Source organism: Lentilactobacillus hilgardii DSM 20176 = ATCC 8290, from assembly GCF_000159315.1.
Lineage (GTDB): Bacteria > Bacillota > Bacilli > Lactobacillales > Lactobacillaceae > Lentilactobacillus > Lentilactobacillus hilgardii.
In genome coordinates, this window is the sequence record NZ_GG669993.1 from 80,219 (window position 1) to 103,959 (window position 23,741).

Below are 23,741 nucleotides of genomic sequence, written 5' to 3' on the forward strand. Positions count from 1 at the left end.
AAATCATCAATCATAAAATTCTTATCATCTAAAAGTATAAAATCACTATTGGGTCGTTTTTGCCGTATTTCTTTTAAATGATTTAGGACCATATCCACGGTCTTTTCAGCAAAAGCTTCTTGAGTATCAAAGTTATTTCTCGGCACTACACATCACCATCTTCTATAAATTTGTTTAAGTATACCAGAATGCTGTTAAAATCCCAATGAGTTAATGTCAAAAGAAGCTGGAATTTGCACTTTTTTAAAACAAGGCCAATTGCTTCCGATTTGATTAGTTACTCAATTCAGCGTTTGATGGTAAGGTGGTTGTGCCTATCCATCGAAAAATCGATATCAAGGAGAAGTAAGTAGCTACAACGACTAACGAAAGTTTCACTAAAGAAGGAATTGAAACTCGGGTTAATTTTGTAGGTTGGTGTTTCGGTTCATGTATTGAAATGCTTTGATTTCTTTAAAGTTAGTTTGTTGTTTTATACAAGTTGTTACTCAAACAGTAGAATTGGTCTGAGCAACAGCTTGTAACATTTTGATTAATATTGATTCAATAAAGTAAGCAACAATGGTTGGTGTTTTTGCATAAAATGACCGTCGTTACGTAAAATGAGCGTGCCACCCAAATGATCAAATAAAACTTTACCTTGTTTTTCATCGCACTTAAAAGGATCGTTAAAGGAATTTAGTATGAAGAATTCCTTTGCATTGTTTTTGATGGTAGTCCAGTCGTAAGACTCTTTTAGGGTAGTGTGTTTCATGCCGTTAGGCTGACTATAACCTGCTATTAAATAAACGGCTCTTACAGGCGTTTCTAAATGTTGTTCTAATAAAGCGAAGATAATATTTGTTCCTGCAGAATGTCCAATTAAAATTGTATCTTTGGTAAATTCTAAATCCATTTTATTAATCTTTTCCAACGTGTCAGTTAAAGGTTCTTGGTCAAGTTGGGGTAAGTTAACTACAATACTTGAAATACCATGATTGATTAAACTATTAGAGATATTTTGGTACCAAAATTTATTTGCTGTGGCATGAGGTGCCGATCCGTGAAAAATAATTGCATTCATTGTAAGTCCCTCCAGTACATTTAAGCAAAAGAACCAATATCCCAGAAACTCTGGAGTATTGGCTCTTTTAAGACGTTGACGGAAACATATTAGTTTCCACATAAGTTGTTTTTACCGACGTTAGATAACAATCGAGAAAGTCAAGAATATCATTGTACCAGTATTTTAACACTCGACAGCCCCTCATGAAACCCTATCAATGGAGTCGGCGGGAGTCGAACCCGCGTCCGAGCATATCGCCACCTAGATATCTACGTTCATAGATCTACTATTTGGAATTCACCATTTAAAACGCCGCAAATCAAGGCACCCATAAATGGCTAACCTGATTAATCTCTTCAGTTGACTTCAGGTGGGAGCCAACTGCGTGAGCCCACTAAATTTAAGACCCAGATCCAACCCATGGGCGAGATTGGGAGGATCTACGTTAAGCGCTTATTAGGCAGCTAAAGCGTAAGAATTGTTATTATTTTTTGCAGTTATAATTTAAACTGGGCGTTTTTACGTGACGCCGCACGAAACGCAATCCAAGCTCGACCTATACCCGTCGAATCCTTAACGACCCCGTATAGACACAATAGTATTGTATCATACATTCAAATTAGTTAGAAGTAATTAGATTAGATCATAGTGCTTGAGACCATTCACAATGCCGTGATCTGTATTATTAGTGGTGATAAACTCTGCATATTCTTTAACATGTGGCAAACCATTGCCCATAACAACCGGATGATCGACATATTGGAGCATTGGCACGTCGTTATTACCATCACCAAATCCGTAAGTGGGAATGCCGGTTAATCCTGCGTTTAAAATGAGTTCTTGGATGCCGCGTTTCTTCGAACCGTTTTTAACGACGACATCCATACTAAACGGTGTATTTCGATAGAAAGTCAGTGTATCATCAAATGTATCAATATATTTTTGATCGTGACCAACGGTGTTGACAACCATCATATAGATTGGGTGTTGCTTGACGAAATTTTCTGCGCCTAAAGGTGGAATTCGAGTATTAATAGATTTGTAGTTGCTTTTTGTGTCGACCGTCACAAAGTTGATTGCAGCTCCTAAATTATTCATCACAGTTGTTGATTCGTTCATTGATTTGGCGAAATCCATAAACTTAGTTACAATTTCCGGCTTGATAATTGCTTCATAAACCGGTTTGTTTTCAAAAAGAACATAATCACCATTTGCGGATACGACTGTATCAATTTCTGTTTTTTCTAATATTTCAGGGATTTCAAAGATATTTCTACCAGTGGAAATAACTGGTAGAACATTGTTGCGACGCAATTGTTTCATTGCTTCAGCAACTTCTGGATCAACTTTTGTTTGTTCGTTTAATAATGTATGGTCGAGATCGAAAAATGCAATTCCTTTATACATGAATTTAACCATCCTAGTTTTTTAATTTGTGGAAAAAGAAACGTTACTTTATTATCATAACAATCTTGGACCTTTTCAAGCAAGTTGACCATTTTCTGGTAAAATAGATATAGTATGGGGTGAGAAAAAATGGAGAAGACGACCATCGCTAATGAAAAGACCAATCGTTTTTTTGTGCGACTTAGAAGAATCCCTGGAGAACACTGGTATCTTGCGACTGAAGGACCAAAAATTACGACTACCAGCAGTAAGGTTAAGATTCCAGATGAAATCTTAACCCAGGATTTTTTGATTGATCAAATTAGTTTTTTTAATAAACAAATTTGGTATCACTTTACTTACGGTGACCTATCAGGGTGGCTGCCTAAACGAAACATCCGCAAGACCTTTCGTAGACTGGATGTTCCTGCCATTAAGCAAGCAACTCAAGCAGATATTGATAATCAATCTGCAGCACTGATGATGCTGCTTCGAAATGCCGGGAGTGATATTTCATACCCTGATTTAAAGGTTGCGGTTGAAAAATGGCAGCGAACGAATACCGGTTTGATCGGTTTAAGCGATTTGATTATTTCGGAAACTCACTCTATAAGGGATTTAAATAAGGGCAATTTGAGGCAACTAGATAAACAATTGCTTAGAAGACGACCGATTGTATTGCGAGTCAATGGACTGAATAATTTAAAATCCAGCTTAATTGTTCTGACTGGTTTTAACAGGAAACTATATTTCTATAACGATCCGTGGACTGGGCGATTAGAATCGGTCTCGGAGAATCATTTAAAAAAGCATTGGCTTCAAGGTCATGTAGAAGCCATTAGCTATTAGGAGTTGGGGGAAAGACAATGAAACTGTTAATGATAGAAGATAACAAATCGGTTTCAGAGATGATGTCGATGTTCTTTCAAAAAGAGGGCTGGGACGTTTCTTTTGCATATGATGGTATTGAGGCTGTTGACATGTTCAATGAAGATCCGGAAAGTTGGGACATGATCACATTGGATTTGAATTTACCAAAAAAGGACGGCATGGAAGTTGCCAAAGAAATTCGTGCTAAATCTAAATCCGTTCCAATCATAATGCTGACAGCTCGTGATTCTGACAGTGATCAGGTGCTTGGCTTTGAGATGGGTGCGGATGACTATGTGACCAAGCCATTTTCACCCATCACGCTAGTTGCCCGAATTAAAGCCTTACAGCGTCGGGCACATACAGAGGCTCAAGTTGAAGAACCAGAGCATTCTGAAGAGGAACAGAAAAAAGAATATCAAATTACAACTGAGCATTTTAAACTTAACACGAATACTCGAGAAGCGTATTTGGATGGTCAATTAATACCGGAACTAACGCCAAAAGAATTTGAATTATTGAATGCACTTGCTCAGAAACCGCGTCAGGTATTCTCCCGTGAGCAGTTATTGGAACTGGTTTGGGGATATGAGTATTATGGCGATGAGCGAACCGTCGATGCGCATATCAAAAAATTACGTCAGAAAATCGAACGGGTTGGACCTCAGGTTATTCAAACTGTTTGGGGTGTTGGTTACAAATTTGACGATAGTGAAGTGGACAAAAAGAAATGAAAATGATTTATCAGCAGTTATTGGCCTTTTTTCTGGTAATTGCCGTGACAATCCTTTTACTTGGTATTTCATTTGGAAGAATGTCCAAAAGCTTTGTGTACAACGATGAGTGGCGAAGTCTGGAGAAATATTCGGATAGTTTGGTTCAGCAGTCATTGACAGTTAATACAAAGAGCAGTCAACAAGTAACTTTCAGTCTCAGCACTTTAAAAACGGCGCAGGCACTTTTGGAAAATCAATCTGTTCATTTTACGGTATTCAATCAAAAAAACCGGGTTATTTATCCAAATAATGGTTTATCACCTAAGGTTACTAAAAATGATTGGCGGCATTTAACAAAGGACCAGATTGTCAGAAAAGTCAATAATCGAAATTTTAAGTTAAGCAATGGTAAAACCAGACCGGCAATGATCGAGATTTTAAAACCGTATTATTACAATAAGAAATTGGTTGCTGTCGTGAGTGCAGGTGTGTTTGTTTCGGATGTTAATTCAAACGTTGACCGAATTAACCGGGACCTTTTGAAGGGTCTGGGCGTGTCTCTGATTATTTCCATGATTATCAGTTTCTTTATTGCAAGTCGCTTGAATCGTCGAATTAGTAGGCTTCGAGCAGCTGCAACCCAGGTTTCAAATGGTAATTATGACATTCGGGTCAAATCCGGTGGAAACGATGAAATCGGTGAGTTGATTACGGATTTTAACCATATGACGGAATCTTTGGAAAAAGCCAATCAAGAAATTCAGCGGCAGGAAGAACGACGCCAGGAATTTCTGGCGGATGCTGCTCATGAAATGAGAACGCCGTTAACGACAATTTCTGGGATCCTGGAGGGAATTAAGTATGATGTCATTCCTCAGGAACAGCGGGGGAAAAGTATTGATTTAATGAGCAATGAAACTCAGCGGCTTATTCGATTGGTTAATGAAAATTTGGATTATGAAAAAATTCGTTCGAATTCGATTCGACTTGAAAAAAGACATTTTAATGCAACGAAGGTTCTTAGCAGCATTGTGGAACAATTAGGAAGTAAGGCTTCCGAATCAAAAGATCGTTTTGAGATTCAAGCCCCGGACGATTTACCTATATACGCTGATTATGATCGGTTTGTTCAAATTGTTTTTAATATCACAAACAATGCGATTCAATTTACAGACAGTGGGACAATCACCTTAATTGGTGAACGCGGTTATAACGAAACGATTATTCGGATCAAAGATACTGGAATTGGTATGACAAAGGAACAACAAAAAAATATTTTTGAACGATATTATAAAGCTGATGCCTCCAGAAGAGCCCGAAAATACGGAGAATCCGGATTGGGGTTGGCAATTGTCCACCAACTTGTTCAACAACATGGTGGCAAGATCTCAGTGACTTCTAAGCCGCACAAGGGAACCACCTTTACCGTTATCATTCCTGATCAAACGGATGCTGAAAAAAAGGCTGCCGAGAATAATAAGCGAAAATCATCTGAAAGAACAGATGTGTAAAAATAGGCGCTCACGCAGATTTGTGTGGCGTCTATTTTTAATGAATAGGGCATTTAGTTGACGGACTCATTTTTTAAATAAAAAAATAACACATCCCACGCCTACGACAAGTTTGGGATGTGTTATCTATAAAAAATGGAGTAAATCTACTGAGTGGGTAGATTCACAATTAGGATTATAAAGCAATCGGTTGGACGATGCAATCATCATCACTGGTTACTAGTGGCTTGCTGATTTTGTTTAACGATTTTGAAATTCGGCTTTCGCGTATAATGGCGGAACCCTTTATAGAAATAAAGATTTTTCTTATCAGGCGCTTTTACTTTGTAGGATAGGCGTTGGCCGTCAAATTGAACGGAGGCACCTTTCGGTGAGTATTGAATACCGGTTATGAGATAGATATGATGACGAAGCGCCTTATATTTAATATGTTTTAATCCGTATCCCGGTAATTTATAGTAGCCGAGGTTATTATCGGACTGTTTAAAAAGCTCGCCTGAACTCAATGTTTTGGTATAGGTAATAAATGCCTTTTGCTCTCCAGATCCGTTGTAGTACCAGTTCCCTCTGATAACTTTTGGGGTACCGGTATGCCAAGTAGCTGCGTCAGCATTGGCACTTTTAGTTAATGCAAAAATAAATAAGCAGATAATCATAAAGGGCAAAATTAATTTTCGAACTTTCATTAAATAACCTCCGGTAATAAAAAATCCCATTATCTTGGCGCTATCGCAACCAACCATAATGGGCCATTTATTGGGTATACTGGGCTCGAACCAGTAAATTACGGATTCAGAGTCCGCTGCCTTACCAATTTGGCGAATACCCAATGAACAAATATCACAGTTAATAATATTATCGATTTTTTACTGATTTGTCAACCGATTTTTTGATTTTTAACTTCTCTGTTGACAAATTAACGAGATTTAGATACACTATTATTTGTGAGTTTGAGAGCATTGCCCGCTGGTCAAACTGGTTTAAGACGTCGCCCTCTCAAGGCGGAGTTACGGGTTCGAGCCCCGTGCGGGTGATAAATTGAAATAATCAACGAATCTAAGAGGTCGCCAAATGCTGCTTATCAGTATTGGTGATCTCTTTCTTTTTGGGACCCACTAGGTTGGTCATTGCATTGCCCGCCGTTTAACTAAATATGCTTTTAAATTAAGTAATGTAAAAAACAACAGTCACATTCAAAATTGAAGGTGGACTGTTGTTTTTTGAGGCTGTCTAATTGTTTACCAATAGCCTAGTATCTCTGCTAGTTTGGCCCGATCAACATCTCTTGATGTCAGGGTAGCAGAAGTATACGCCATTGCATCTGAAGGATCCTTTGCCTGAGTCCAAGCATACTTGACAGGACTTGGGGTTGCGTCTTGTTCATCGCTTGATGATGCGAACATGACGTCACTTTGGTAAGGAGTATGATATAAGCCAAGCCCATGACCAAGTTCATGCATAATAACGGTTGTCCAGTAATTGGTTGTTGAAGCTTGAGAAATAGCAGGCTGTTCCTGTACATAAGCATCTTTAACTGCTTGGCGCAGTGCAGACACTTGGGAGTCATAATTTTGACGAATTGCTTTGTCTTGGTTTTCATAATTCGTCGCTAAATCACTTATTTGCTTTTGGATGGTTGATTTGGTTGAAGCGTTAGAGGAATTGTTATACTTGCTTTCCAGCGTTAAATATTGTAGTTGATAATTAATTCTTAATTTGTTAAGTAGGGTATTGGTTAAGTCCAATAAGCTGGAAGCTTGATTTGAAATGTCAGTTAGTTTTGCTTCCAACGTCGATGAAGTTGCTAGATTATTATTTGCATAATTTGGATTTGTAAAATTTTTCGAGTTAATTTCAATGATATTACCACTGAAAAGGCCATCCCATTTTTCTGTTGACGCATCATTGAGTTTAACGGTCAGTGTATGGTCGGACGAACTTCCGATCGAAAAAACATTTTTGCCCAAAGCAGCATTCCAACGTTCAATAGCTGTGTTAACGTATGAATTTAAACGATTATCTGCAACGTAAATTTTAGCATGATTGTCTTTAAAAACACCAGATGACGCAAACTGTGCCAGATTGTACTGTTGGCTTAGGGTCGTCTTATATTTTGAATAAACGTCAGTTTCAAATCCAAGGATGGTTAAGTTTGGATCAAGATCCGGTGCGGCGTTGATGTACGACATCAGTTGAGATTGTGAGGACACGGTTGCCCCAATAATTGAATTAGAAGAATTGATTTTACTAGGGATTTTTTTCAAATAGTTTCGCCAAACCCACCCGGAGGCTTTCTTTCCAGAATTACTCTTGACGTAATAGTAAATCCGATACTGATTATTAACTTTTAATTTTTGATGGTAATATGCGGTGAAGGTTTTGTGACTATAATTTGAAAGTTTAAAAACTTTTTTACCCAATTTGGCCGAGTAAGCATACCCATTCTTGGCTTTAGATTGATTGATCGTGTAAAAGGAGCGTGTCATCTTTTGACGCCAGACGACTTTTACAGCCGATTTTGCCTGAGTATTTGGTTGGTTATTCATTAGGAATCCCACAGAAAAAGCGAATGCCGTGAGTAACACACCTGGGAAAAATTTCTTATTTACCTTCATTTTCAGATTGCCTCCAAAGTAGTTGGTTTTATTGTCTTAACCAATCAACGGAATAGGTGATTGTCTTGTTAAATAATAACAAAAAAATCTCTAAGTACAAACAATTGTACACACTGTAATTATAACGCGAGGTAGTTAAGGATGCTAAAGAATGCAACCCATTAATCATTTACCTGCTTCATAGTAGCGGCTGCTAATCGTTTTTAAATCTGACACATCTAGTTGTTTAGGATTTATTTTGCTAATTGTAAACTGGCGATAAGATGTTTCTAACAGCGTTTTTGCTTTTCCGTGATTTGTTGTGAAAGCTATTGTAAGGGGCTGATATTTTTGATAGTCGGAATCCTTAATCGTTTTGATTAAATCGACGGTGGTGAGTTTGAAAGAATCAATCGTATCTTTATCATAACGGATGACGATGTTTAAACAACAAAGTTGTTGACTTCAGTTTACTTCTTACCTGAAGCGTCGTGCTTTTGTAATGGTCGTTCGAGGGCTGCTGAGAGGAAGAGGCGGTTTGCTCTTTAACGCCCCTTTGGATAACGGCTTTTTCTTTTGGAGAGTTAAAAAGAGTGTTCCAAAAATCACAACAGCAATAAGGAAACGAGCGCATATCTACCATAAGGGTATTTTTCCGGCTTTTTGGCGATCTTGCTATAAGCAAATAGTGCCAAAAAAATCACCATAGCATATGACAATAGCTTTGTAATAACATCAAGTAACTGACTAATCAAACTGAATTCTCTTTACAAAAGTTGATATGAAACAAGTTAACGATACATTAACTTTTATTGTATAGGAGACGCTTGTTATTTGCTAGATGCAAATTAACATCTAGAAGTTAAATAAAGGCCGACTCAATACAAAAAAGTGTTGAGTCGGTCTTTATTTCTTGAAGCAGCTCCATCAAGGCCACAATCGAAATTGAAATTGTGCAAACCTACAAAAATAATCATGAACCAGGTATTGACTCGGTCTGATTTTATTTTTAGCTGTTTCGACGTTATTATTCAAATGATAGATCAATTAAATATTTATTTCTGTTTGCCAGATGAGATGTTGTAATCCACAAGTCGTGATAACTGCTATCTTTTACGGCAGTTTTATCATGGAAATAATCGAGCAGATCACTGTTCATAGACACAAAGTCGGGAGCCATGCGGTTTACTTCCAAGCGCTGGGATGGAAAATAAATTTCTGGATTTCCCAATTTAACATCATCATCTAAATACATTTCAACAACATTATCATATTTATCAGGGCGAATGGTCGCCTTGGCAGGATGCGCCTTAATGTATGATAAAACGTGGTAAATTGTATCGGAATTGCTTGCCAACAGCTAAATCCTCCAATCATTAAAAACTCTCACTCAAGGACAATTATACCAAAAAAATGGTAACTGGATTGACAAAGGTGACTTATCTAAAAAGCAAGCGCATTCATGTCGAACAAATACAACGCTTAATTGCTTCAAATTACAGTTAACTTGGGGCTATAATTGATAGAACGAGTTATTATTTTTTTAGAAAACATGCCTAGTGGGGGACACCATGCAAAAAGAAATAAAAGTTAATTTTATGCTTTTCCAGGAGTTCTACGAGGAGTGTGAAAGCAATTGTTAAAGTTAATGAAGAGTAGAGTTTCCTATCTTGCTGTTTTTGGGGCAGTTGTTTTTTTGCTGCTTCAAGTTTCGAGTGACCTTTATTTGCCAACCGTAACCTCAAACGTGATTGATAAGGGGATTGCTCAAAATAACATTGGCTATATTTGGAGTGAGGGCTTCAAAATGCTTTTCGTTTCATTCTGTGGTGTTTTGGCAGCAGGCGGGAATATCTTTTTTGCCGCTACACAGTCAATGAAAATGGGTCAACGCAGCAGAGATGATATGTTTCAAAAGATCACCAGGTTTTCTCAAGAGGACATGGATCATTTTGGTGCGGCTTCATTGGACACAAGAACGACAAATGATGTTGTTCAAATTCAAAATGTTATGGTACAGATTCTACGGATGATGCTAATGGCACCGCTGATGCTGCTTGGTGCATCAGTCATGTCATATGTGAAGAGCCCTGATCTAACCACGATTTTTATCATTTGTTTGCCATTGGTTGCTCTGATAGTCGGAGGATTGATGTATTATGTCGTTCCTCTCTTTAAAACAATGCAAAAGAAAACGGATCGCATTAATTTAATCTTTGGCGAAGCGTTGGGCGGTGTCCGTACGATTCGTTCTTTTAACCGTGATGATTATGAAAATCAGCGCTTTGATGCCGCTAATAAAGACTTTGCAAAAACTGGTATTAAGGCCTTTACAATTGTGTCATTTATTATTCCAATCATTACGATCATCTTCAGCTTTATTAATGTAGCAATCGTTTGGTTCGGTGCCGACATGATTTCCAATCGGACGTTGGCGGTTGGAAACCTGGTTGCTTTTATGACATATTCCGGTCAAATCCTATTTAGTTTTATGATGCTTTCAATGATTTTTGTCTTTTTGCCAAGAGCATCGGCATCAGCTGCCAGAATTATCGAAGTTTTGGAAGTGAAAGATACGATTATAGGTCCCGATAAGCCACAACCGCTTGGTCATCATGAAGTTGAACCGTCGTTAGAATTTGACAACGTTTATTTTCGGTATTCATCTGCTGAACAACAAACGTTACAAAATGTCAGTTTTAAAGTTCGTGGTGGTCAAACATTAGCTATTATTGGTGGTACCGGATCGGGGAAATCGACGCTGATCAATCTGATTCCAAGACTAATTGAGCCTGAGAAAGGAATGGTCAAGGTCAATGGTTTGGAAATTGATAAACTAACACAACACGATTTGCATTCACTCATTTCGATTAATCAGCAAAAAGCGGTTCTCTTCTCTGGAACGGTTCGTGAAAACATGTTATATGGGAAGCAGGATGCAACTGATGATGACATCTGGCACGCTCTGGAAGTGGCACAGGCGACTGAATTCATTACACAAGATAATGGCGGTCTTGATGCCCACGTTGATCAGAATGGTGACAACTTTTCGGGTGGTCAAAAACAACGTCTTGCAATTGCACGGACAATTTTAAAACCGGCGGATATTTATATCTTTGATGATTCATTTTCTGCTTTGGACTTTGAAACAGATGCAAAATTACGGATGGCACTAAGAACAGACAAGCAGATTCAAAGGGCCATTACGGTTATTGTGGCACAGCGGATCTCTACAGTCGCGGATGCAGACTTAATTCTGGTTTTGGATAATTGTCAAGTTGTCGGAGAGGGATCCCACAAACAATTAGCAGCTTCGAATTCGGTTTATCAAGACATCTTGAGATCTCAAATTGGAGAGCAGGGGGGAATTAACAATGCGAACACCACCAGTTAGAGGACCCGTCACCAAGCCACATGACTTTTGGCATACGACCAGACGGCTGATTAGCTATACAAGACGGTGGATTCCAGGGATTGTTTTAGCAATTCTAATGGCAATTGGCGGCGTCATTATGGACATTGTTTCTCCGAAGGTTCTTGGAAGTGCAACGACGGTTGTTTTTGATGGTGTTATTGCCGGCATGCGAAAAGTAAATGCCGGTATGACCGTTCGTTCATTTCCAATCGATTTTAAAAAGATTGTGTCAATCTTAATGATCGTAGTCGTTCTTTATGTCTTATCCGGTATTTTTCAACTTGTTCAGCAGGTTGTGATGACTCGAATTTCTCAAAGCATTGTTTATCAAATGAGAAAGGATCTCAAAGCTAAAATTACCAGACTGCCTGTATCATTTTACGATGGGCATTCAAAGGGTGATATCCTTTCAAGAGCTGTTAATGATATGGATAATATTAATACAATGCTTCAATCCAGTTTGACGCAATTAATTACCAGCTTCTTTATGTTCTTTGGCGTTTTGTTTATGATGTTGACCATTTCATGGAAGTTAACACTTTTGGCTTTACTGACTTTGCCGCTCAGCATACTGGTCGTGAGCTTCTTTGCGCCAAAATCACAAACCTTTTTCAGAGCGCAGCAACATGAATTGGGCGTTTTAAATGGCCAAGTAAGAGTCGTATAATGGGCACAACGTCATTAAGACATTTAATCGGGAAGAGAATGCGATTAAAGAATTTAAAGAAAAAAATGGTCGTTACTTTCAAGCCTCGTGGAAGGCACAGTTTGTTTCAAGTTTCATGTTTCCGATGATGAACCTGATTAAAAATTTGGATTACGTCTTTGTTGCGGTTATCGGTGGTATTCAAGTCACACAAGGGGCAGTGACGCTGGGAAATGTTCAAGCATTTTTGCAGTATACAAATATGTTTTCACAGCCCATTACCCGCTTAGCAAACCTGACCAATACGATTCAATCGACAATCGCGTCGGCAGAACGGATTTTTGAGATCTTTGACGAACCTGAAATGGATTTTGAACCAGGACATTTTCCGATTGTTAAAAGTGATAAGAACGAAGTGACTTTTGATAAGGTCGATTTCTCATATGTTCCTGATCAATCTTTGATTCAAAGCTTTAATTTGAACGTCTTTCCTGGACAAAAGATTGCTATCGTAGGACCAACCGGTGCTGGAAAAAGTACGATTATTAATCTCTTGGAACGTTTTTACGAGGTCAACGATGGGGCAATTCGAATGAAAGGTGAAGATATTCGAAACAAGCCACGTTCCGAAATTAGAAAACGCATGGCAATGGTTCTTCAGGAGTCTTGGCTTTTTAACGGTACGATTTTTGATAATATTAAATATGGCCGATTTTCAGCAACAAAAGATGAAGTCATTGAGGCTGCAAAGGCCGCGCACGCAGACTTATTTATTCGGGAATTGCCGGATGGCTATGATACCATTTTAAATGAGGATGCGACAAACATTTCCCAAGGTCAACGACAATTACTCACCATTGCGCGTGTTTTCTTAGCTGATCCGGAAATTATTATTTTAGATGAAGCAACATCTTCCGTGGACACCCGAACCGAGAAGCTCATCCAAGCAGCAATGGACAAACTGGCTGAACAGCGGACAAGTTTTGTGGTTGCACACAGGCTTTCAACAATTAAAAATGCTGATAAAATAGTGGTAATGAATCAAGGCCAAATTGTTGAAACAGGCAATCATGAACAATTAATGGCTAAAAATGGCTTCTATGCAAACCTGTACAATGCTCAATTCATCGGGAATACATTATTGAGTCATTAATTTTAGAGAGAAAAGGGTATTGATAAATGAAATATGCCGATACTATTAAAGAAATGCACCAATTTGTAGACGATAATGTTGTGCCTGGCGTTACTTATGGCATTATTGATCAGTCAGCCATTATGAGCGATTATTTTGGCAATCAGGAATTGGTACCTCAAAAGCTGTCACTTAAACCCCAGGAATTTTATGATTTGGCATCATTAACTAAAGTGATCGGAACGACGAATCTAATTTTAAAACTGTTGGCGGACAATCAATTATCTCTGGATGATTCGATCAGCCAATATTTACCAGAGTGGCAGTCGCCACAGGTTACAATTCGGCATCTTCTGACTCATACTTCTGATATTGTTGGTTATATTCCAAATCGAAATAACTTACCTAAGGATCAACTCATTCCTGCATTATTAAGTTTAAAAAGTGGTCCGGATCTTGGAAAGGTCGTTCATTATCAGGATTATAATTTTATTTTTCTTGGCTGGATCGCCTCACAGATTCTCGGTAAGCCTGTCCAACAACTCATCTCTGAAGATGTATTAAAACCTTTAGAAATGACCAACGCCACTTTTCATCCTAAGCATATTGAAGATGTTGTGCCCACAGCTGAATTACCTAACGGTGGGCTCCTAAGAGGAACGGTCCATGATCCTAAAACCAGAATTTTAGGATCCGATTGTGGAGCAGCAGGCCTATTTTCACCGCTTCAGGATCTGCTTCACTTTTCTAGATGGCTTCTGGGTCAAATCTCATACCCGGATTTTTTGCCGAGTGAGTGGCTCGATCAATTATTCGTTGATCAAACGCCAAGCCATTTAAAGAATCGTTCCTTTGGGTGGATCTTAAGAAGTTATCAAAATCATCCCTATATTTTGCATACGGGTTACACAGGGACACTAGTCGTGATTGATCGGATTTCCCAACAGGCACTGGTCTTTTTAACGAATCGAGTTCATCCCGATGCTTCAAATAAACAATTTTTGCCATATCGAAGCAATTTAATTCGAACCTTCATAAGGGAAGCCAATCAATAGAAAGAAATTACAGATTCTAAAAGAAATCCGACTAAATCTGATGATTAAATCAGTGTTTAGCCGGGTTTCTTTTGATTGTGCTAGTTTGATTTACTTAATGATTAGAAGGTACTGCCGACCCTTACCTGTTCGGCTTGACCTAAATCTGCGTCTGGATATTTACGCTTTAAGGCATTTATCAAGACGTGTTTGGCGATATCGTTATTTCTAGCTAAAATTGGACCGTGAAAATAGGTGCAATAAACGTTTTTGTAAATGGCGCCTTCTGTTTTATCTTGGCCGTTGTTTCCATGACCTTCCAAAACTTTTCCAAGAGGTCGTTCACCTTTGCCAAGAAACGTAATTCCCTGATGGTTTTCAAAGCCGTGGTACTTCTCACCGGTTTCTTCGTTTTCGATAACGACATTACCAATGAAGCGATGATCTTTTTGCTTATCAGTATAGTGATCCAATGCGCCGATACCCATCAATTTTTCACCGTTGGCACCAATATAGTAATGACCTAATAGTTGGTAACCACCACAAATTGCGACAACGGAACCACCATCTTCAATGAAGTCTGTTAGATCTTTTTTCTTGGATTGAATATCCTTTGAAATGATTGATTGTTCAAAATCCTGCCCGCCGCCGAAGACGACAATGTCAAATTTATCAGCATCAAATTTTTGATCCAAGCTGATAACTTCGGAGGTTAACTGAACGCCCATTTTGTTTGCTAAATATTTTAAAACAAGGATATTGCCAAGATCCCCATAGGTATTCATTAAGTCACCATAAAGATGACAGACATTTAGTGAATAAGCCATTAGCCCATTCCTCCTTTAATAAATCCTTTAGTTGCAAATGTTTTTCTTAAACTTAACATTGCAGTGTAAGTTGCTAATATATAAACCTTCTTGGTTGGTGCATTCGGAATCATTTCAACGACTTTATCCAAATCAGGTTCGACAAGATGCTTACTGGGATCGACACCGGCAACCTGAAGGCGATAGGTGATATCTTTATAACGTTGTCCGCCCGTAATGTATTGTTTGATGTTCATCTTTGGCAGACGTTCAAAATCACCATCCCAGATCCAGCTGGTATCAATTCCGTCAGCGTAGTTGGCATTTAACAAACCAATAAAGGTAAATGGATCCTTATCAGTTGAAATCATATCGATGACCTGGTTTAAGCCAACCGGGTTTTTGACTAAAATAAGTGTGACTAATTTACCGTCAATGTTGATTTCTTCCTGTCGGCCGAAAATCCGTTTGTCTTTTTCAAATGCTTGTTTGGCCTGTGCGGGGCTCACACCCATGAACCGGCCAACGGTGTATGCAGCTAATGCATTATAAATGTTGTAGACGCCGCCTATGTCAATTTTAATGGGTTCACCATCAATTTCAAAGCTGGACGACTTGGGAGTTAATTCGGTAATTTTATTAAGGGCAAAATTGAGTTTGGGACGCTGATAACCACAATTTGGGCAGAAATACTTACCCAGATTTGAATAACTAATAAACCGGTAATGCAGAATGTGTTGGCATTGGGGACATAAAACTCCATCCGTGTTTGGGGTTGCTTTAATATCTCCTTGCTCGTGATTATCAAATCCGTAATAAATAATTGGATTGGGTAGTTGTTTGGAATGAAAAATTGGTGCGTCGCCATTTGCAATAATGGTTGCGTTGGGTGTTAAAGCAACACCGTTGAGAATCTTTTGATAGGTTGTATAAATTTCACCATAGCGATCCATTTGGTCCCGGAAGATATTTGTAAAGACGAATGCTTTTGGCTTGATATATTGTGTGACCTTAATAACGTTTGCTTCATCAACTTCCAGAATTGCCAAAGGGCGTTTTCCCTTGGTCCTGGAGGCGTGTAGAAAGGTTGTGATGATTCCTTGCTCCATATTGGAACCGGTAGGGTTTGTTAAGATGTTTTCATATTTTTCTTTTAGCACCTGAACGGTTAAAGCAGTTGTCAATGTTTTGCCATTGGTACCGGTAATTACGATGACATCATAATTTTGTCCAAGAGTTGCTAAAATATCCGGGTCGAGCTTTTTTGTGATTTTCCCGGGCAACGAACTTCCACCCTTAAGAAAGGTATGAAGGAACCAGTAAGATGATTTACCAGCTGCCGTTGCAATTAAACTTTTTAAAGACATAAACTTTTGCTCCTTTTGATGAAGTCTTTCGATCTCTATAAACAAACTCTTAGTTTATCATATAGATGTTAAATCGGGTTAAAATATGTAGGATGTGGCCAATTTTTAAGGTTCATATCGATATTCGGTCAAATTTCTGTATAATAGAGAAGAAGCTTTCAAGGAAAAAGGTGGAAAAATTGGCTCAACTCTTTTATCGCTACGGCACAATGAATAGTGGCAAAACCATTGAGATTATTAAGGTTGCTCATAACTATGAGGAGCAAAACAAAAGTGTTATTATTATGACTAGTGCGCTTGATACCCGTGAAAAAAAGGGAATGATTGAATCGAGAATCGGATTGGAAAGAAAGGCAATTCCCATATATGATGAAACAAATGTATTTAAAAAGGTTTTTGAGATTAACCCACATGCAAGCTGTGTTTTAGTTGATGAAGCTCAGTTTTTAAAGAAAAAGCACGTTTTTGAATTGGCTCAAATTGTGGATGAGCTGCATATCCCAGTAATTGCATTCGGTCTCAAGAACGACTTTCAAAACCATTTGTTTGAAGGATCCGAATATTTACTGTTATACGCAGATAAAATAGAAGAAATGAAGACAATTTGCTGGTTCTGTGGAAAAAAGGCAACAATGAACCTGCGCTTGCACAACGGAAAACCTGTTTATGAGGGTGAACAGATTAAAATGGGTGGGAACGAATCCTATTATCCAGTTTGTCGCAGACATTATTACAATCCACCGATTAAGTAACAAAGCGAGGAATTATTAATGGACGAAATATTTGATAAATTACAGGCAGTTGTTGACCGTTACGATGAATTAAATGAGTTAATCAGTGATCCGGAAGTTATTGCAGATACTCAGAGATTCATGAAGCTTTCAAAAGAAGAGGGCGAGTTGCGGGATACGGTTGCAGCCTATAATAAGTATAAAGAAGTTTCAAAACAACTTGATGATGATGAAGAAATGTTACGTGAAAAAATTGATGATGCCGATTTGGAATCAATGGTCAAGGATGAAATTTCAGATTTTAAGGATCAAAAAGCCAAGTTGGAAGATCAGCTTAAAGTGATGCTTTTGCCAAAAGATCCCAATGATGAAAAAAATATTATTATGGAAATTCATGGTGCTGCCGGAGGAGACGAGGGAAGCTTATTTGCGGTCGATTTGTTCAGTATGTATTCTAAATATGCCGAACGACAAGGTTGGAAAGTCGAAGTCATTGATAAAAGTGAAACTGAAGTGGGTGGCTTTAAAGAAATTGTGTTGATGATTACCGGTGATAAGGTTTACTCAAAGCTGAAGTATGAAAATGGCGCACACCGTGTTCAGAGGGTACCCGTGACTGAATCCGCCGGTCGAGTTCATACGTCGACCGCAACGGTTGGCGTGATGCCCGAGGAAGAGGATGTTGATATTGATATCGATCCTAAAGATATCCGGGTAGATGTTTATCGTTCATCCGGTGCCGGTGGACAGCATATCAACAAAACATCGTCTGCTGTTCGAATGACGCATTTACCAACCGGAATTGTTGTTGCCATGCAAGATGAACGATCACAACAGCAAAACCGGGCAAAAGCCATGAAAATCTTGAAGGCCAGAGTGTACGATTATTATGCGCAGCAAGAACAGGATCAGTACAACGCTGAACGGAAGTCCGCAATTGGGACAGGAGACCGTTCGGAACGTATCCGAACTTATAATTACCCACAAAATCGGGTGACTGATCATCGAATCGGGTTGACATTAAACAAATTGGATAAAATTATGAATGGCGAACTTGATGATATAGTTGATGCGTTAATTTTGTCTGACCAGGCTAAGAAACTTGAGAACTTAACTCATGAATAGTCCAGAAAAGCCAACTTATTTTGAAGCCCGGAAATGGGCTTCTTTTCGTATTCAGAATTTTTCACAGATTGATATGTATGATATCGATTTTTTGATTCAAAAACGATTTGGTTTTTCAACGACAGACATGCTGATTCATTACCATGACAAAATGTTGTCCGGACAATGGCTGCAGTTTCAAAATGATGTCAAAAGGCTGATTTCCGGTGAACCCGTTCAATATATTGTTGGTCAGGCAAATTTTTATGGACTGACTTTAAATGTTGATTCAAATGTTCTGATTCCCCGAGTAGAAACCGAGGAATTAGTTGATTGGATTTTGGATCAAACCACCGTTTATACAAACCGACCTTTAAAGGTGCTGGACATTGGTACGGGAAGCGGCGCGATTGCAATTGCGTTAAAAGCCAATCGACCGGAATGGCAGGTGAATGCCAGTGACATTTCAGAATCGGCTTTGAAAGTTGCGCAACAGAATGCTCAGTTACATCATGTGGCAATCAATTTTATTTTAAGTGATATGTTTGCCCATATTAATGAAGCATTTGATTTGATTGTGTCTAATCCACCATATATTTCCGCCTCGGAAGTGGGTGACATGGATAGCAGTGTTAAGAATAATGAACCCAGGATTGCTTTGTTTGCAGCAGATGATGGCCTTGCCATTTATAAATCATTAGCTAAGGGTGTTGATGCTCATTTGAACGTGGGTGGGCAGTTATTTGTTGAAATCGGGTTTCATCAGGAGACTTCTGTCCGAAAAATATTTCAAGAAGCGCTTCCTAACGCCATTGTTACAGCTAAACACGATGTTTCCGGTCATCAACGGATGGTTCGATTAAGAAAGAATGGAGAATAATTGTGATGAAAACGTTAATCTTAAAAAAAGATCAGATTGAACAGGCAGCAAATTTTATTAAGAAGGGGGAGCTGGTTTCTTTTCCGACTGAAACGGTTTATGGGCTTGGAGCGGATGCAACCAATGAAACTGCCGTTAAAAAGGTTTATGCAGCCAAGGGACGTCCAAGTGATAATCCTTTAATCGTGACTGTGTCGTCAGTTGAAATGGTAAAAAAATATGTTGATCATATTAATGACGATGCCCAGAAGCTAATTAAAGCATTTTGGCCGGGATCGTTAACAATGATTTTTAAGCTCAAGCCAAATGTTTTATCAAAGGCTGTAACAGGTGGTCTTAACACTGCAGCTTTTCGATTTCCCCAAAACCAGCTGACACTCGATTTAATTACAAAAGCGGGTGTTCCGATTGTTGGCCCTTCTGCCAACACATCGGGGAAGCCAAGCCCAACAACTGCCCAACATGTCTACCATGATTTAAATGGTAAAATTGCAGCAATCGTAGATGATGGTCCAACCACTGTTGGCGTCGAATCCACCGTTTTGGATATGTCTGTTAAAACACCGTCTATTTTGCGTCCGGGTGCTGTTACCAAGGATGATATTGAAGCTGTTATCCATCAAAACGTGATTGACGAATTGCATCACGTTGGAACCGATCAGACACCCAAGGCACCAGGGATGAAATATAAACATTATGCGCCAAATGCTCAAGTCTATATTGTCGATCCTGAAGACAGTTGGCTTGATGTGGCTAAATGGATTGAAAACCATCCGCAACCAGTTGGGGTGATGGCTTTTGATAACGTGATTTCATCAATTGATTGGCCAATGAATGCTCAAATCGTGACCTTAGGCAGCAATTCCCGAACGGCTAGCCGTGATTTGTTTGCAGATCTTCGGGAATTCGACAACCATCCTGAAATAAAAATAATTTTTACTCAGGGCCTTAAGCCATCTGGGATTGCCGAAGCTTATATGAATCGACTTAATAAATCGGCTGGGCAAATGCATTTCAAGCAGTTATAATCAACATATACCAAATAAAAAATTAATGAGGTGTTGCAGTTGAATTACGATTACAAGCAACAGGATCCCGAACTATGGGATGCAATTGCGAATGAGGAAAACCGTCAGGAGCATAATATTGAATTGATTGCTTCTGAGAACATTGTTTCGAATGCTGTTCGAGCTGCTCAAGGATCCGTTTTGACTAACAAGTATGCCGAAGGCTATCCTGGACGCCGTTATTATGGTGGTTGTGAATTTATTGATGTTGTTGAACAGCTTGCCATTGATCGTGCCAAAGAATTATTTGGTGCGGAATATGCTAATGTTCAACCGCATTCAGGTTCACAAGCTAATCAGGCAGTTTATGCTGCCCTGCTAAAACCCGGAGATAAAATATTGGGAATGGGACTTGATGCCGGTGGTCATTTAAGCCATGGTGCCAAAGTTAGCTTTTCTGGCAAGCTATATGATTCATATTCATATGGCCTTGATCCCAAAACACAATTAATTGATTACGATCAAGTTGCAAAGATTGCAGAAGATGTGCAACCCAAATTAATTATTGCCGGTGCTTCGGCCTACAGTAGAATTATTGATTGGGATAAATTCCGTGAAATTGCTGATTCTGTTGGTGCATACTTAATGGTTGATATGGCTCATATCGCAGGCTTGGTTGCTGCCGGACTTCATCCTAATCCAGTTCCTGTCGCTGATGTCGTGACAACAACAACACATAAAACACTTAGGGGCCCTCGTGGTGGACTGATTCTGGCTAAACAAAAGTATGCCAAAAAGCTCAACTCGGCTGTATTTCCTGGCAGTCAGGGTGGTCCATTGGAGCACGTGATTGCGGGAAAAGCGGCTGCTTTCTACGAAGACCTTCAACCATCATTTAAAGATTATGCTGCTCGAATTATCAAAAATGCTCAAGCAATGGCAGCCGTTTTTGAAGCTTCTGATAACGTGTCGGTTCTCACCGGTGGCACTGACAACCATTTAATGACATTGAATTTAACTGAATGTGGGTTAAATGGAAAAGATCTTCAAAATATTTTGGACTCGGTTCACATTACGACTAACAAAGAATCAATTCCAAATGACCCGTTGCCACCTTCGAAAACAAGTGGGCTTCGTTTGGGTACGCCAGCAATTACAACTCGTGGATTTGATGAAGACGATGCCCGCCAGGTTGCGACACTCATTCTCCAAGTTATTGAAGATCCAGAAAATGATGCCAATCTCAAAGATGTTGCCGCCAAAGTCGAACAACTAACCGAAAAGCATCCACTAGATTAACAAATCATTGTTTGTTTAATCAGATTGCCGAGTAAAGTATTTAGCAGTTAGTATCGACTATTAGCAATTAACCGGATTTTGGTTTATTTAAATTAACAAACTGCTTTAGGTTCGAAACTAATTAATGTTTCGAACTTTTTTTATGAAATTGCTTCTCGTATATGTGATACAATTGTCTAGAAATAAAAAAAGGAGTGGGAATAATGGGTAAGTTTCAAGTCATGGATCATCCGTTAATTCAGCATAAATTAACAATCATCAGGGATAAAAACTGTGGGACTAAAGAATTTCGGGAAATTGTTAATGAAATTGCTAATTTAATGGCGTTTGAAGTTACTCGCGATATGCCTTTGGAAGACGTTGACGTTCAAACCCCAGAAGGTATTGCACATGCAAAACAAATTTCTGGAAAAAAGGTTGCCATTGTGCCGATTCTACGTGCCGGTATCGGGATGGTAGACGGTATCTTGGATTTGATTCCAGCAGCCAAAGTAGGTCACATCGGGATGTATCGTGATGAAAAGACTTTGGAGCCACATGAGTATTTTGTAAAGTTGCCGTCTGACATTGATCAACGGCAAATTTTTGTGGTTGATCCAATGTTGGCAACTGGTGGTTCATCAATTATGGCCATCGATGCATTAAAAAAACGTGGTGCTTCAAATATTAAGTTTGTGTGTTTGGTTGCCGCACCCGAGGGTGTTAAAGCGCTTCAGGAAGCTCATCCTGATATAGATATTTATACAGCCGCATTAGATCAAAAATTAAATGACAAAGGTTACATCGTTCCTGGATTGGGTGATGCAGGCGACAGACTCTTTGGAACAAAGTAATCGAAAACTGATTGCAGCTAACTTGATGCAATCTTTTTTATACTATTGTTAAGTTGTTAAAAATCAGCAATAAAAAGTCTTTACGACTTTACTAGTAGTCAGTTTGCTGTACAGCAACGATTGACAATATTTTAACCCTTTCATTTTGTTTTCATGTTTTCATGTGACAAGGCCCTGTAAGTTGGCTGATTTCCTAATTTGACGGGATGTATAGCATGTCAATATTGTTTTGAATTTTGTAATGAATGGTGGTATAGTTTCAATTGTATTTGGATGCTGAGATGTATCCATTACCATCGCAAAGTTCACTTTGGTATTAATGTCTTCCTGACCAAATAACCAGATTGATTAGCTTGCGTAGATTATGTCGTAGAAAGAGGTGAAATTTTAATGTCCATTGGAGGGTCTAATCATACTTTTACATTCTTAGGATTGACGTTTAACGCAGGTAACATGATTTCTATTTTGCTCGCTTGTTTGATCGTTTTAGCTTTAGTCTATGCCCTTTCCAGACACATTACTATGAAACCGGGAAAGGCACAGAATATTCTGGAATATGCCGTTGATTTTACCAATGGTATTGTGGGTGGTTCAGTTTCCGGAGAAGCTAGTAAAATGTTAGGCTTATGGGGTTTTTCATTGTTTTTGTTTTTGTTGGTCGCCAACAACATGGGACTGTTTTTACACATTGACGTCTCCGGCATTACGTATGTAAAAAGCCCGACTTCTGATCCGGTTGTGACGATGACCTTATCTCTTATGACTCTGACACTTGCCCAGTTCCTGGGGATTCGTACTTTGGGTTATAAGAAACATTTTGAGAATTATCTCAAACCGTTTAAGATATTCATAGTTGTTAATCTTTTTGAGGAATTCACCAATTTCTTAACATTGGGATTGCGACTATTCGGTAATATTCTTTCAGGAGAAATGCTTCTGACGATGATTACCGGAATGGCGACAGGTAGCGGACCAGTCATGTGGATAGGAATGCTACCACTTGAACTGATCTGGCAAGGTTTCTCAGTCTTTATTTCATGTATTCAGGCATATGTTTTCGTAACGTTGTCATCTGTATACATTTCTCAAAAGATTGAGGTAGAAGAAGTATAACAAGATATTTTTAAGGAGGATTATTAATTATGGGAGCAATCGCTGCAGGTATCGCTATGGCAGGCGCCGCAATCGGTGGTGCTATTGGTGATGGTATTTTAATCGCTAAGATGTTGGAAGGTATGGCACGTCAGCCAGAATTATCCGGTCAACTTCGTGGTAACATGTTCATCGGTGTTGGTTTGGTTGAAGCTATGCCTATCATCGCCTTCGTTGTTGCTTTGCTAGTTATGAACAAGTAGTCTGCTAGCA

20 protein-coding genes, 2 tRNA genes, 1 other RNA gene and 1 pseudogene are annotated in these 23,741 nt (G+C 38.9%); 15 read left to right on the top strand and 9 right to left on the bottom strand.

Annotated elements, in window-relative coordinates:
- Positions 1-532: 532 nt before the first annotated feature.
- The 3 genes from HMPREF0519_RS04470 to HMPREF0519_RS04475 form a co-directional block, all read right to left on the bottom strand.
- Positions 533-1,063: an alpha/beta hydrolase gene (locus HMPREF0519_RS04470; RefSeq protein ID WP_190870491.1), complete on the bottom strand. Its 531-nt coding sequence runs from the start codon at positions 1,061-1,063 to the stop codon at positions 533-535.
- 197 nt (positions 1,064-1,260) lie between these two features.
- Positions 1,261-1,629, bottom strand: a transfer-messenger RNA (tmRNA) gene (ssrA, locus tag HMPREF0519_RS13290).
- 49 nt (positions 1,630-1,678) lie between these two features.
- Positions 1,679-2,464, bottom strand: coding sequence for a Cof-type HAD-IIB family hydrolase (locus HMPREF0519_RS04475; RefSeq protein WP_003635027.1), 786 nt, complete (start codon positions 2,462-2,464; stop codon positions 1,679-1,681).
- Between the two features lie 117 nt (positions 2,465-2,581).
- Between HMPREF0519_RS04475 and HMPREF0519_RS04480 the strand changes: the two genes are divergently transcribed.
- The 3 genes from HMPREF0519_RS04480 to HMPREF0519_RS04490 are packed head-to-tail and all read left to right on the top strand — an operon-like array spanning position 2,582 to position 5,528.
- Complete coding sequence (locus HMPREF0519_RS04480) at positions 2,582-3,280, top strand: cysteine peptidase family C39 domain-containing protein (protein ID WP_003635028.1); 699 nt, start codon at positions 2,582-2,584, stop codon at positions 3,278-3,280.
- A gap of 17 nt (positions 3,281-3,297) precedes the next feature.
- On the top strand, positions 3,298-4,035 hold the full coding sequence (locus HMPREF0519_RS04485; RefSeq protein WP_003635031.1) for a response regulator transcription factor: 738 nt from the start codon (positions 3,298-3,300) through the stop codon (positions 4,033-4,035).
- A complete protein-coding gene (locus tag HMPREF0519_RS04490; RefSeq protein ID WP_003635033.1) occupies positions 4,032-5,528 on the top strand; it encodes an ATP-binding protein in 1,497 nt (498 codons plus the stop codon). The genes HMPREF0519_RS04485 and HMPREF0519_RS04490 overlap by 4 nt, the downstream gene beginning before the upstream one ends.
- Positions 5,529-5,737: 209 nt before the next feature.
- Here HMPREF0519_RS04490 and HMPREF0519_RS04495 read toward each other — a convergent pair whose 3' ends face one another.
- The gene (locus tag HMPREF0519_RS04495) at positions 5,738-6,214 is read right to left on the bottom strand and encodes a hypothetical protein (protein WP_225429169.1); all 477 of its coding nucleotides are present in this window, start codon (positions 6,212-6,214) and stop codon (positions 5,738-5,740) included.
- Between the two features lie 70 nt (positions 6,215-6,284).
- A tRNA-Gln gene (locus HMPREF0519_RS04500) sits at positions 6,285-6,357 on the bottom strand.
- A 131-nt stretch (positions 6,358-6,488) separates the two neighbouring features.
- Here HMPREF0519_RS04500 and HMPREF0519_RS04505 point away from each other — a divergent pair.
- Positions 6,489-6,562 (top strand) — tRNA-Glu (locus tag HMPREF0519_RS04505).
- A 204-nt stretch (positions 6,563-6,766) separates the two neighbouring features.
- On the opposite strand, the gene HMPREF0519_RS04510 is transcribed toward HMPREF0519_RS04505, so the two are convergent.
- Entirely contained in the window at positions 6,767-8,143 is a 1,377-nt protein-coding gene (locus HMPREF0519_RS04510) for a matrixin family metalloprotease (RefSeq protein ID WP_003635038.1), read from the bottom strand.
- A 1,006-nt stretch (positions 8,144-9,149) separates the two neighbouring features.
- Positions 9,150-9,479 (bottom strand): hypothetical protein, encoded by a 330-nt coding sequence (locus HMPREF0519_RS04520; protein WP_003559887.1) that lies wholly within the window; start codon positions 9,477-9,479, stop codon positions 9,150-9,152.
- A gap of 291 nt (positions 9,480-9,770) precedes the next feature.
- Between HMPREF0519_RS04520 and HMPREF0519_RS04525 the strand changes: the two genes are divergently transcribed.
- The 3 genes and pseudogenes from HMPREF0519_RS04525 to HMPREF0519_RS04535 all read left to right on the top strand — a co-directional run bounded on the left by HMPREF0519_RS04525 (position 9,771) and on the right by HMPREF0519_RS04535 (position 14,370).
- Positions 9,771-11,516 carry an ABC transporter ATP-binding protein gene (locus HMPREF0519_RS04525; RefSeq protein ID WP_003635041.1) on the top strand — a complete coding sequence of 582 codons (1,746 nt, stop codon included), beginning with the start codon at positions 9,771-9,773 and terminating at the stop codon, positions 11,514-11,516.
- A pseudogene (locus HMPREF0519_RS04530) lies at positions 11,497-13,336 on the top strand (ABC transporter ATP-binding protein). Before HMPREF0519_RS04525 ends, HMPREF0519_RS04530 begins: the two are co-directional and overlap by 20 nt.
- A 26-nt stretch (positions 13,337-13,362) precedes the next feature.
- Positions 13,363-14,370, top strand: coding sequence for a serine hydrolase domain-containing protein (locus HMPREF0519_RS04535; RefSeq protein ID WP_003635045.1), 1,008 nt, complete (start codon positions 13,363-13,365; stop codon positions 14,368-14,370).
- A 101-nt stretch (positions 14,371-14,471) separates the two neighbouring features.
- Here HMPREF0519_RS04535 and HMPREF0519_RS04540 read toward each other — a convergent pair whose 3' ends face one another.
- Complete coding sequence (locus tag HMPREF0519_RS04540) at positions 14,472-15,176, bottom strand: type 1 glutamine amidotransferase (RefSeq protein WP_003559895.1); 705 nt, start codon at positions 15,174-15,176, stop codon at positions 14,472-14,474.
- Positions 15,176-16,522: a Mur ligase family protein gene (locus HMPREF0519_RS04545; protein ID WP_040472709.1), complete on the bottom strand. Its 1,347-nt coding sequence runs from the start codon at positions 16,520-16,522 to the stop codon at positions 15,176-15,178. Before HMPREF0519_RS04545 ends, HMPREF0519_RS04540 begins: the two co-directional genes overlap by 1 nt.
- Before the next feature lie 179 nt (positions 16,523-16,701).
- Here HMPREF0519_RS04545 and HMPREF0519_RS04550 point away from each other — a divergent pair, with 179 nt between their 5' ends.
- From HMPREF0519_RS04550 to atpE, 8 genes are all read left to right on the top strand, one after another.
- Positions 16,702-17,274: a thymidine kinase gene (locus tag HMPREF0519_RS04550; RefSeq protein WP_311319193.1), complete on the top strand. Its 573-nt coding sequence runs from the start codon at positions 16,702-16,704 to the stop codon at positions 17,272-17,274.
- Positions 17,275-17,292: 18 nt separating this feature from the next.
- Entirely contained in the window at positions 17,293-18,378 is a 1,086-nt protein-coding gene (gene prfA / locus HMPREF0519_RS04555; RefSeq protein WP_003635050.1) for a peptide chain release factor 1, read from the top strand.
- A complete protein-coding gene (gene prmC, locus HMPREF0519_RS04560) occupies positions 18,371-19,237 on the top strand; it encodes a peptide chain release factor N(5)-glutamine methyltransferase (protein ID WP_003559903.1) in 867 nt (288 codons plus the stop codon). Before prfA ends, prmC begins: the two co-directional genes overlap by 8 nt.
- 5 nt (positions 19,238-19,242) lie before the next feature.
- Positions 19,243-20,265, top strand: a complete 1,023-nt coding sequence (locus HMPREF0519_RS04565) for an L-threonylcarbamoyladenylate synthase (protein WP_003559905.1) — start codon at positions 19,243-19,245, stop codon at positions 20,263-20,265.
- Positions 20,266-20,295: 30 nt separating this feature from the next.
- The gene (gene glyA, locus HMPREF0519_RS04570; RefSeq protein ID WP_003559907.1) at positions 20,296-21,543 is read left to right on the top strand and encodes a serine hydroxymethyltransferase; all 1,248 of its coding nucleotides are present in this window, start codon (positions 20,296-20,298) and stop codon (positions 21,541-21,543) included.
- Between the two features lie 203 nt (positions 21,544-21,746).
- A complete protein-coding gene (gene upp / locus HMPREF0519_RS04575) occupies positions 21,747-22,376 on the top strand; it encodes a uracil phosphoribosyltransferase (RefSeq protein ID WP_003559909.1) in 630 nt (209 codons plus the stop codon).
- A 390-nt stretch (positions 22,377-22,766) separates the two neighbouring features.
- A complete protein-coding gene (gene atpB, locus HMPREF0519_RS04580) occupies positions 22,767-23,489 on the top strand; it encodes a F0F1 ATP synthase subunit A (protein ID WP_003559910.1) in 723 nt (240 codons plus the stop codon).
- Positions 23,490-23,518: 29 nt separating this feature from the next.
- Positions 23,519-23,731 carry a F0F1 ATP synthase subunit C gene (gene atpE, locus HMPREF0519_RS04585; protein WP_003553570.1) on the top strand — a complete coding sequence of 71 codons (213 nt, stop codon included), beginning with the start codon at positions 23,519-23,521 and terminating at the stop codon, positions 23,729-23,731.
- Positions 23,732-23,741 lie beyond the last annotated feature (10 nt).

Coding starts and splice junctions, on each gene's coding strand:
- HMPREF0519_RS04470 (WP_190870491.1), bottom strand. CDS start 1,063: ATGAATGCAATTATTTTTCACGGATCGGCACCTCATGCCACAGCAAAT.
- HMPREF0519_RS04475 (WP_003635027.1), bottom strand. CDS start 2,464: ATGGTTAAATTCATGTATAAAGGAATTGCATTTTTCGATCTCGACCAT.
- HMPREF0519_RS04480 (WP_003635028.1), top strand. CDS start 2,582: ATGGAGAAGACGACCATCGCTAATGAAAAGACCAATCGTTTTTTTGTG.
- HMPREF0519_RS04485 (WP_003635031.1), top strand. CDS start 3,298: ATGAAACTGTTAATGATAGAAGATAACAAATCGGTTTCAGAGATGATG.
- HMPREF0519_RS04490 (WP_003635033.1), top strand. CDS start 4,032: ATGAAAATGATTTATCAGCAGTTATTGGCCTTTTTTCTGGTAATTGCC.
- HMPREF0519_RS04495 (WP_225429169.1), bottom strand. CDS start 6,214: ATGAAAGTTCGAAAATTAATTTTGCCCTTTATGATTATCTGCTTATTT.
- HMPREF0519_RS04510 (WP_003635038.1), bottom strand. CDS start 8,143: ATGAAGGTAAATAAGAAATTTTTCCCAGGTGTGTTACTCACGGCATTC.
- HMPREF0519_RS04525 (WP_003635041.1), top strand. CDS start 9,771: ATGAAGAGTAGAGTTTCCTATCTTGCTGTTTTTGGGGCAGTTGTTTTT.
- HMPREF0519_RS04535 (WP_003635045.1), top strand. CDS start 13,363: ATGAAATATGCCGATACTATTAAAGAAATGCACCAATTTGTAGACGAT.
- HMPREF0519_RS04540 (WP_003559895.1), bottom strand. CDS start 15,176: ATGGCTTATTCACTAAATGTCTGTCATCTTTATGGTGACTTAATGAAT.
- HMPREF0519_RS04545 (WP_040472709.1), bottom strand. CDS start 16,522: ATGTCTTTAAAAAGTTTAATTGCAACGGCAGCTGGTAAATCATCTTAC.
- prfA (WP_003635050.1), top strand. CDS start 17,293: ATGGACGAAATATTTGATAAATTACAGGCAGTTGTTGACCGTTACGAT.
- prmC (WP_003559903.1), top strand. CDS start 18,371: ATGAATAGTCCAGAAAAGCCAACTTATTTTGAAGCCCGGAAATGGGCT.
- HMPREF0519_RS04565 (WP_003559905.1), top strand. CDS start 19,243: ATGAAAACGTTAATCTTAAAAAAAGATCAGATTGAACAGGCAGCAAAT.
- upp (WP_003559909.1), top strand. CDS start 21,747: ATGGGTAAGTTTCAAGTCATGGATCATCCGTTAATTCAGCATAAATTA.
- atpB (WP_003559910.1), top strand. CDS start 22,767: ATGTCCATTGGAGGGTCTAATCATACTTTTACATTCTTAGGATTGACG.
- atpE (WP_003553570.1), top strand. CDS start 23,519: ATGGGAGCAATCGCTGCAGGTATCGCTATGGCAGGCGCCGCAATCGGT.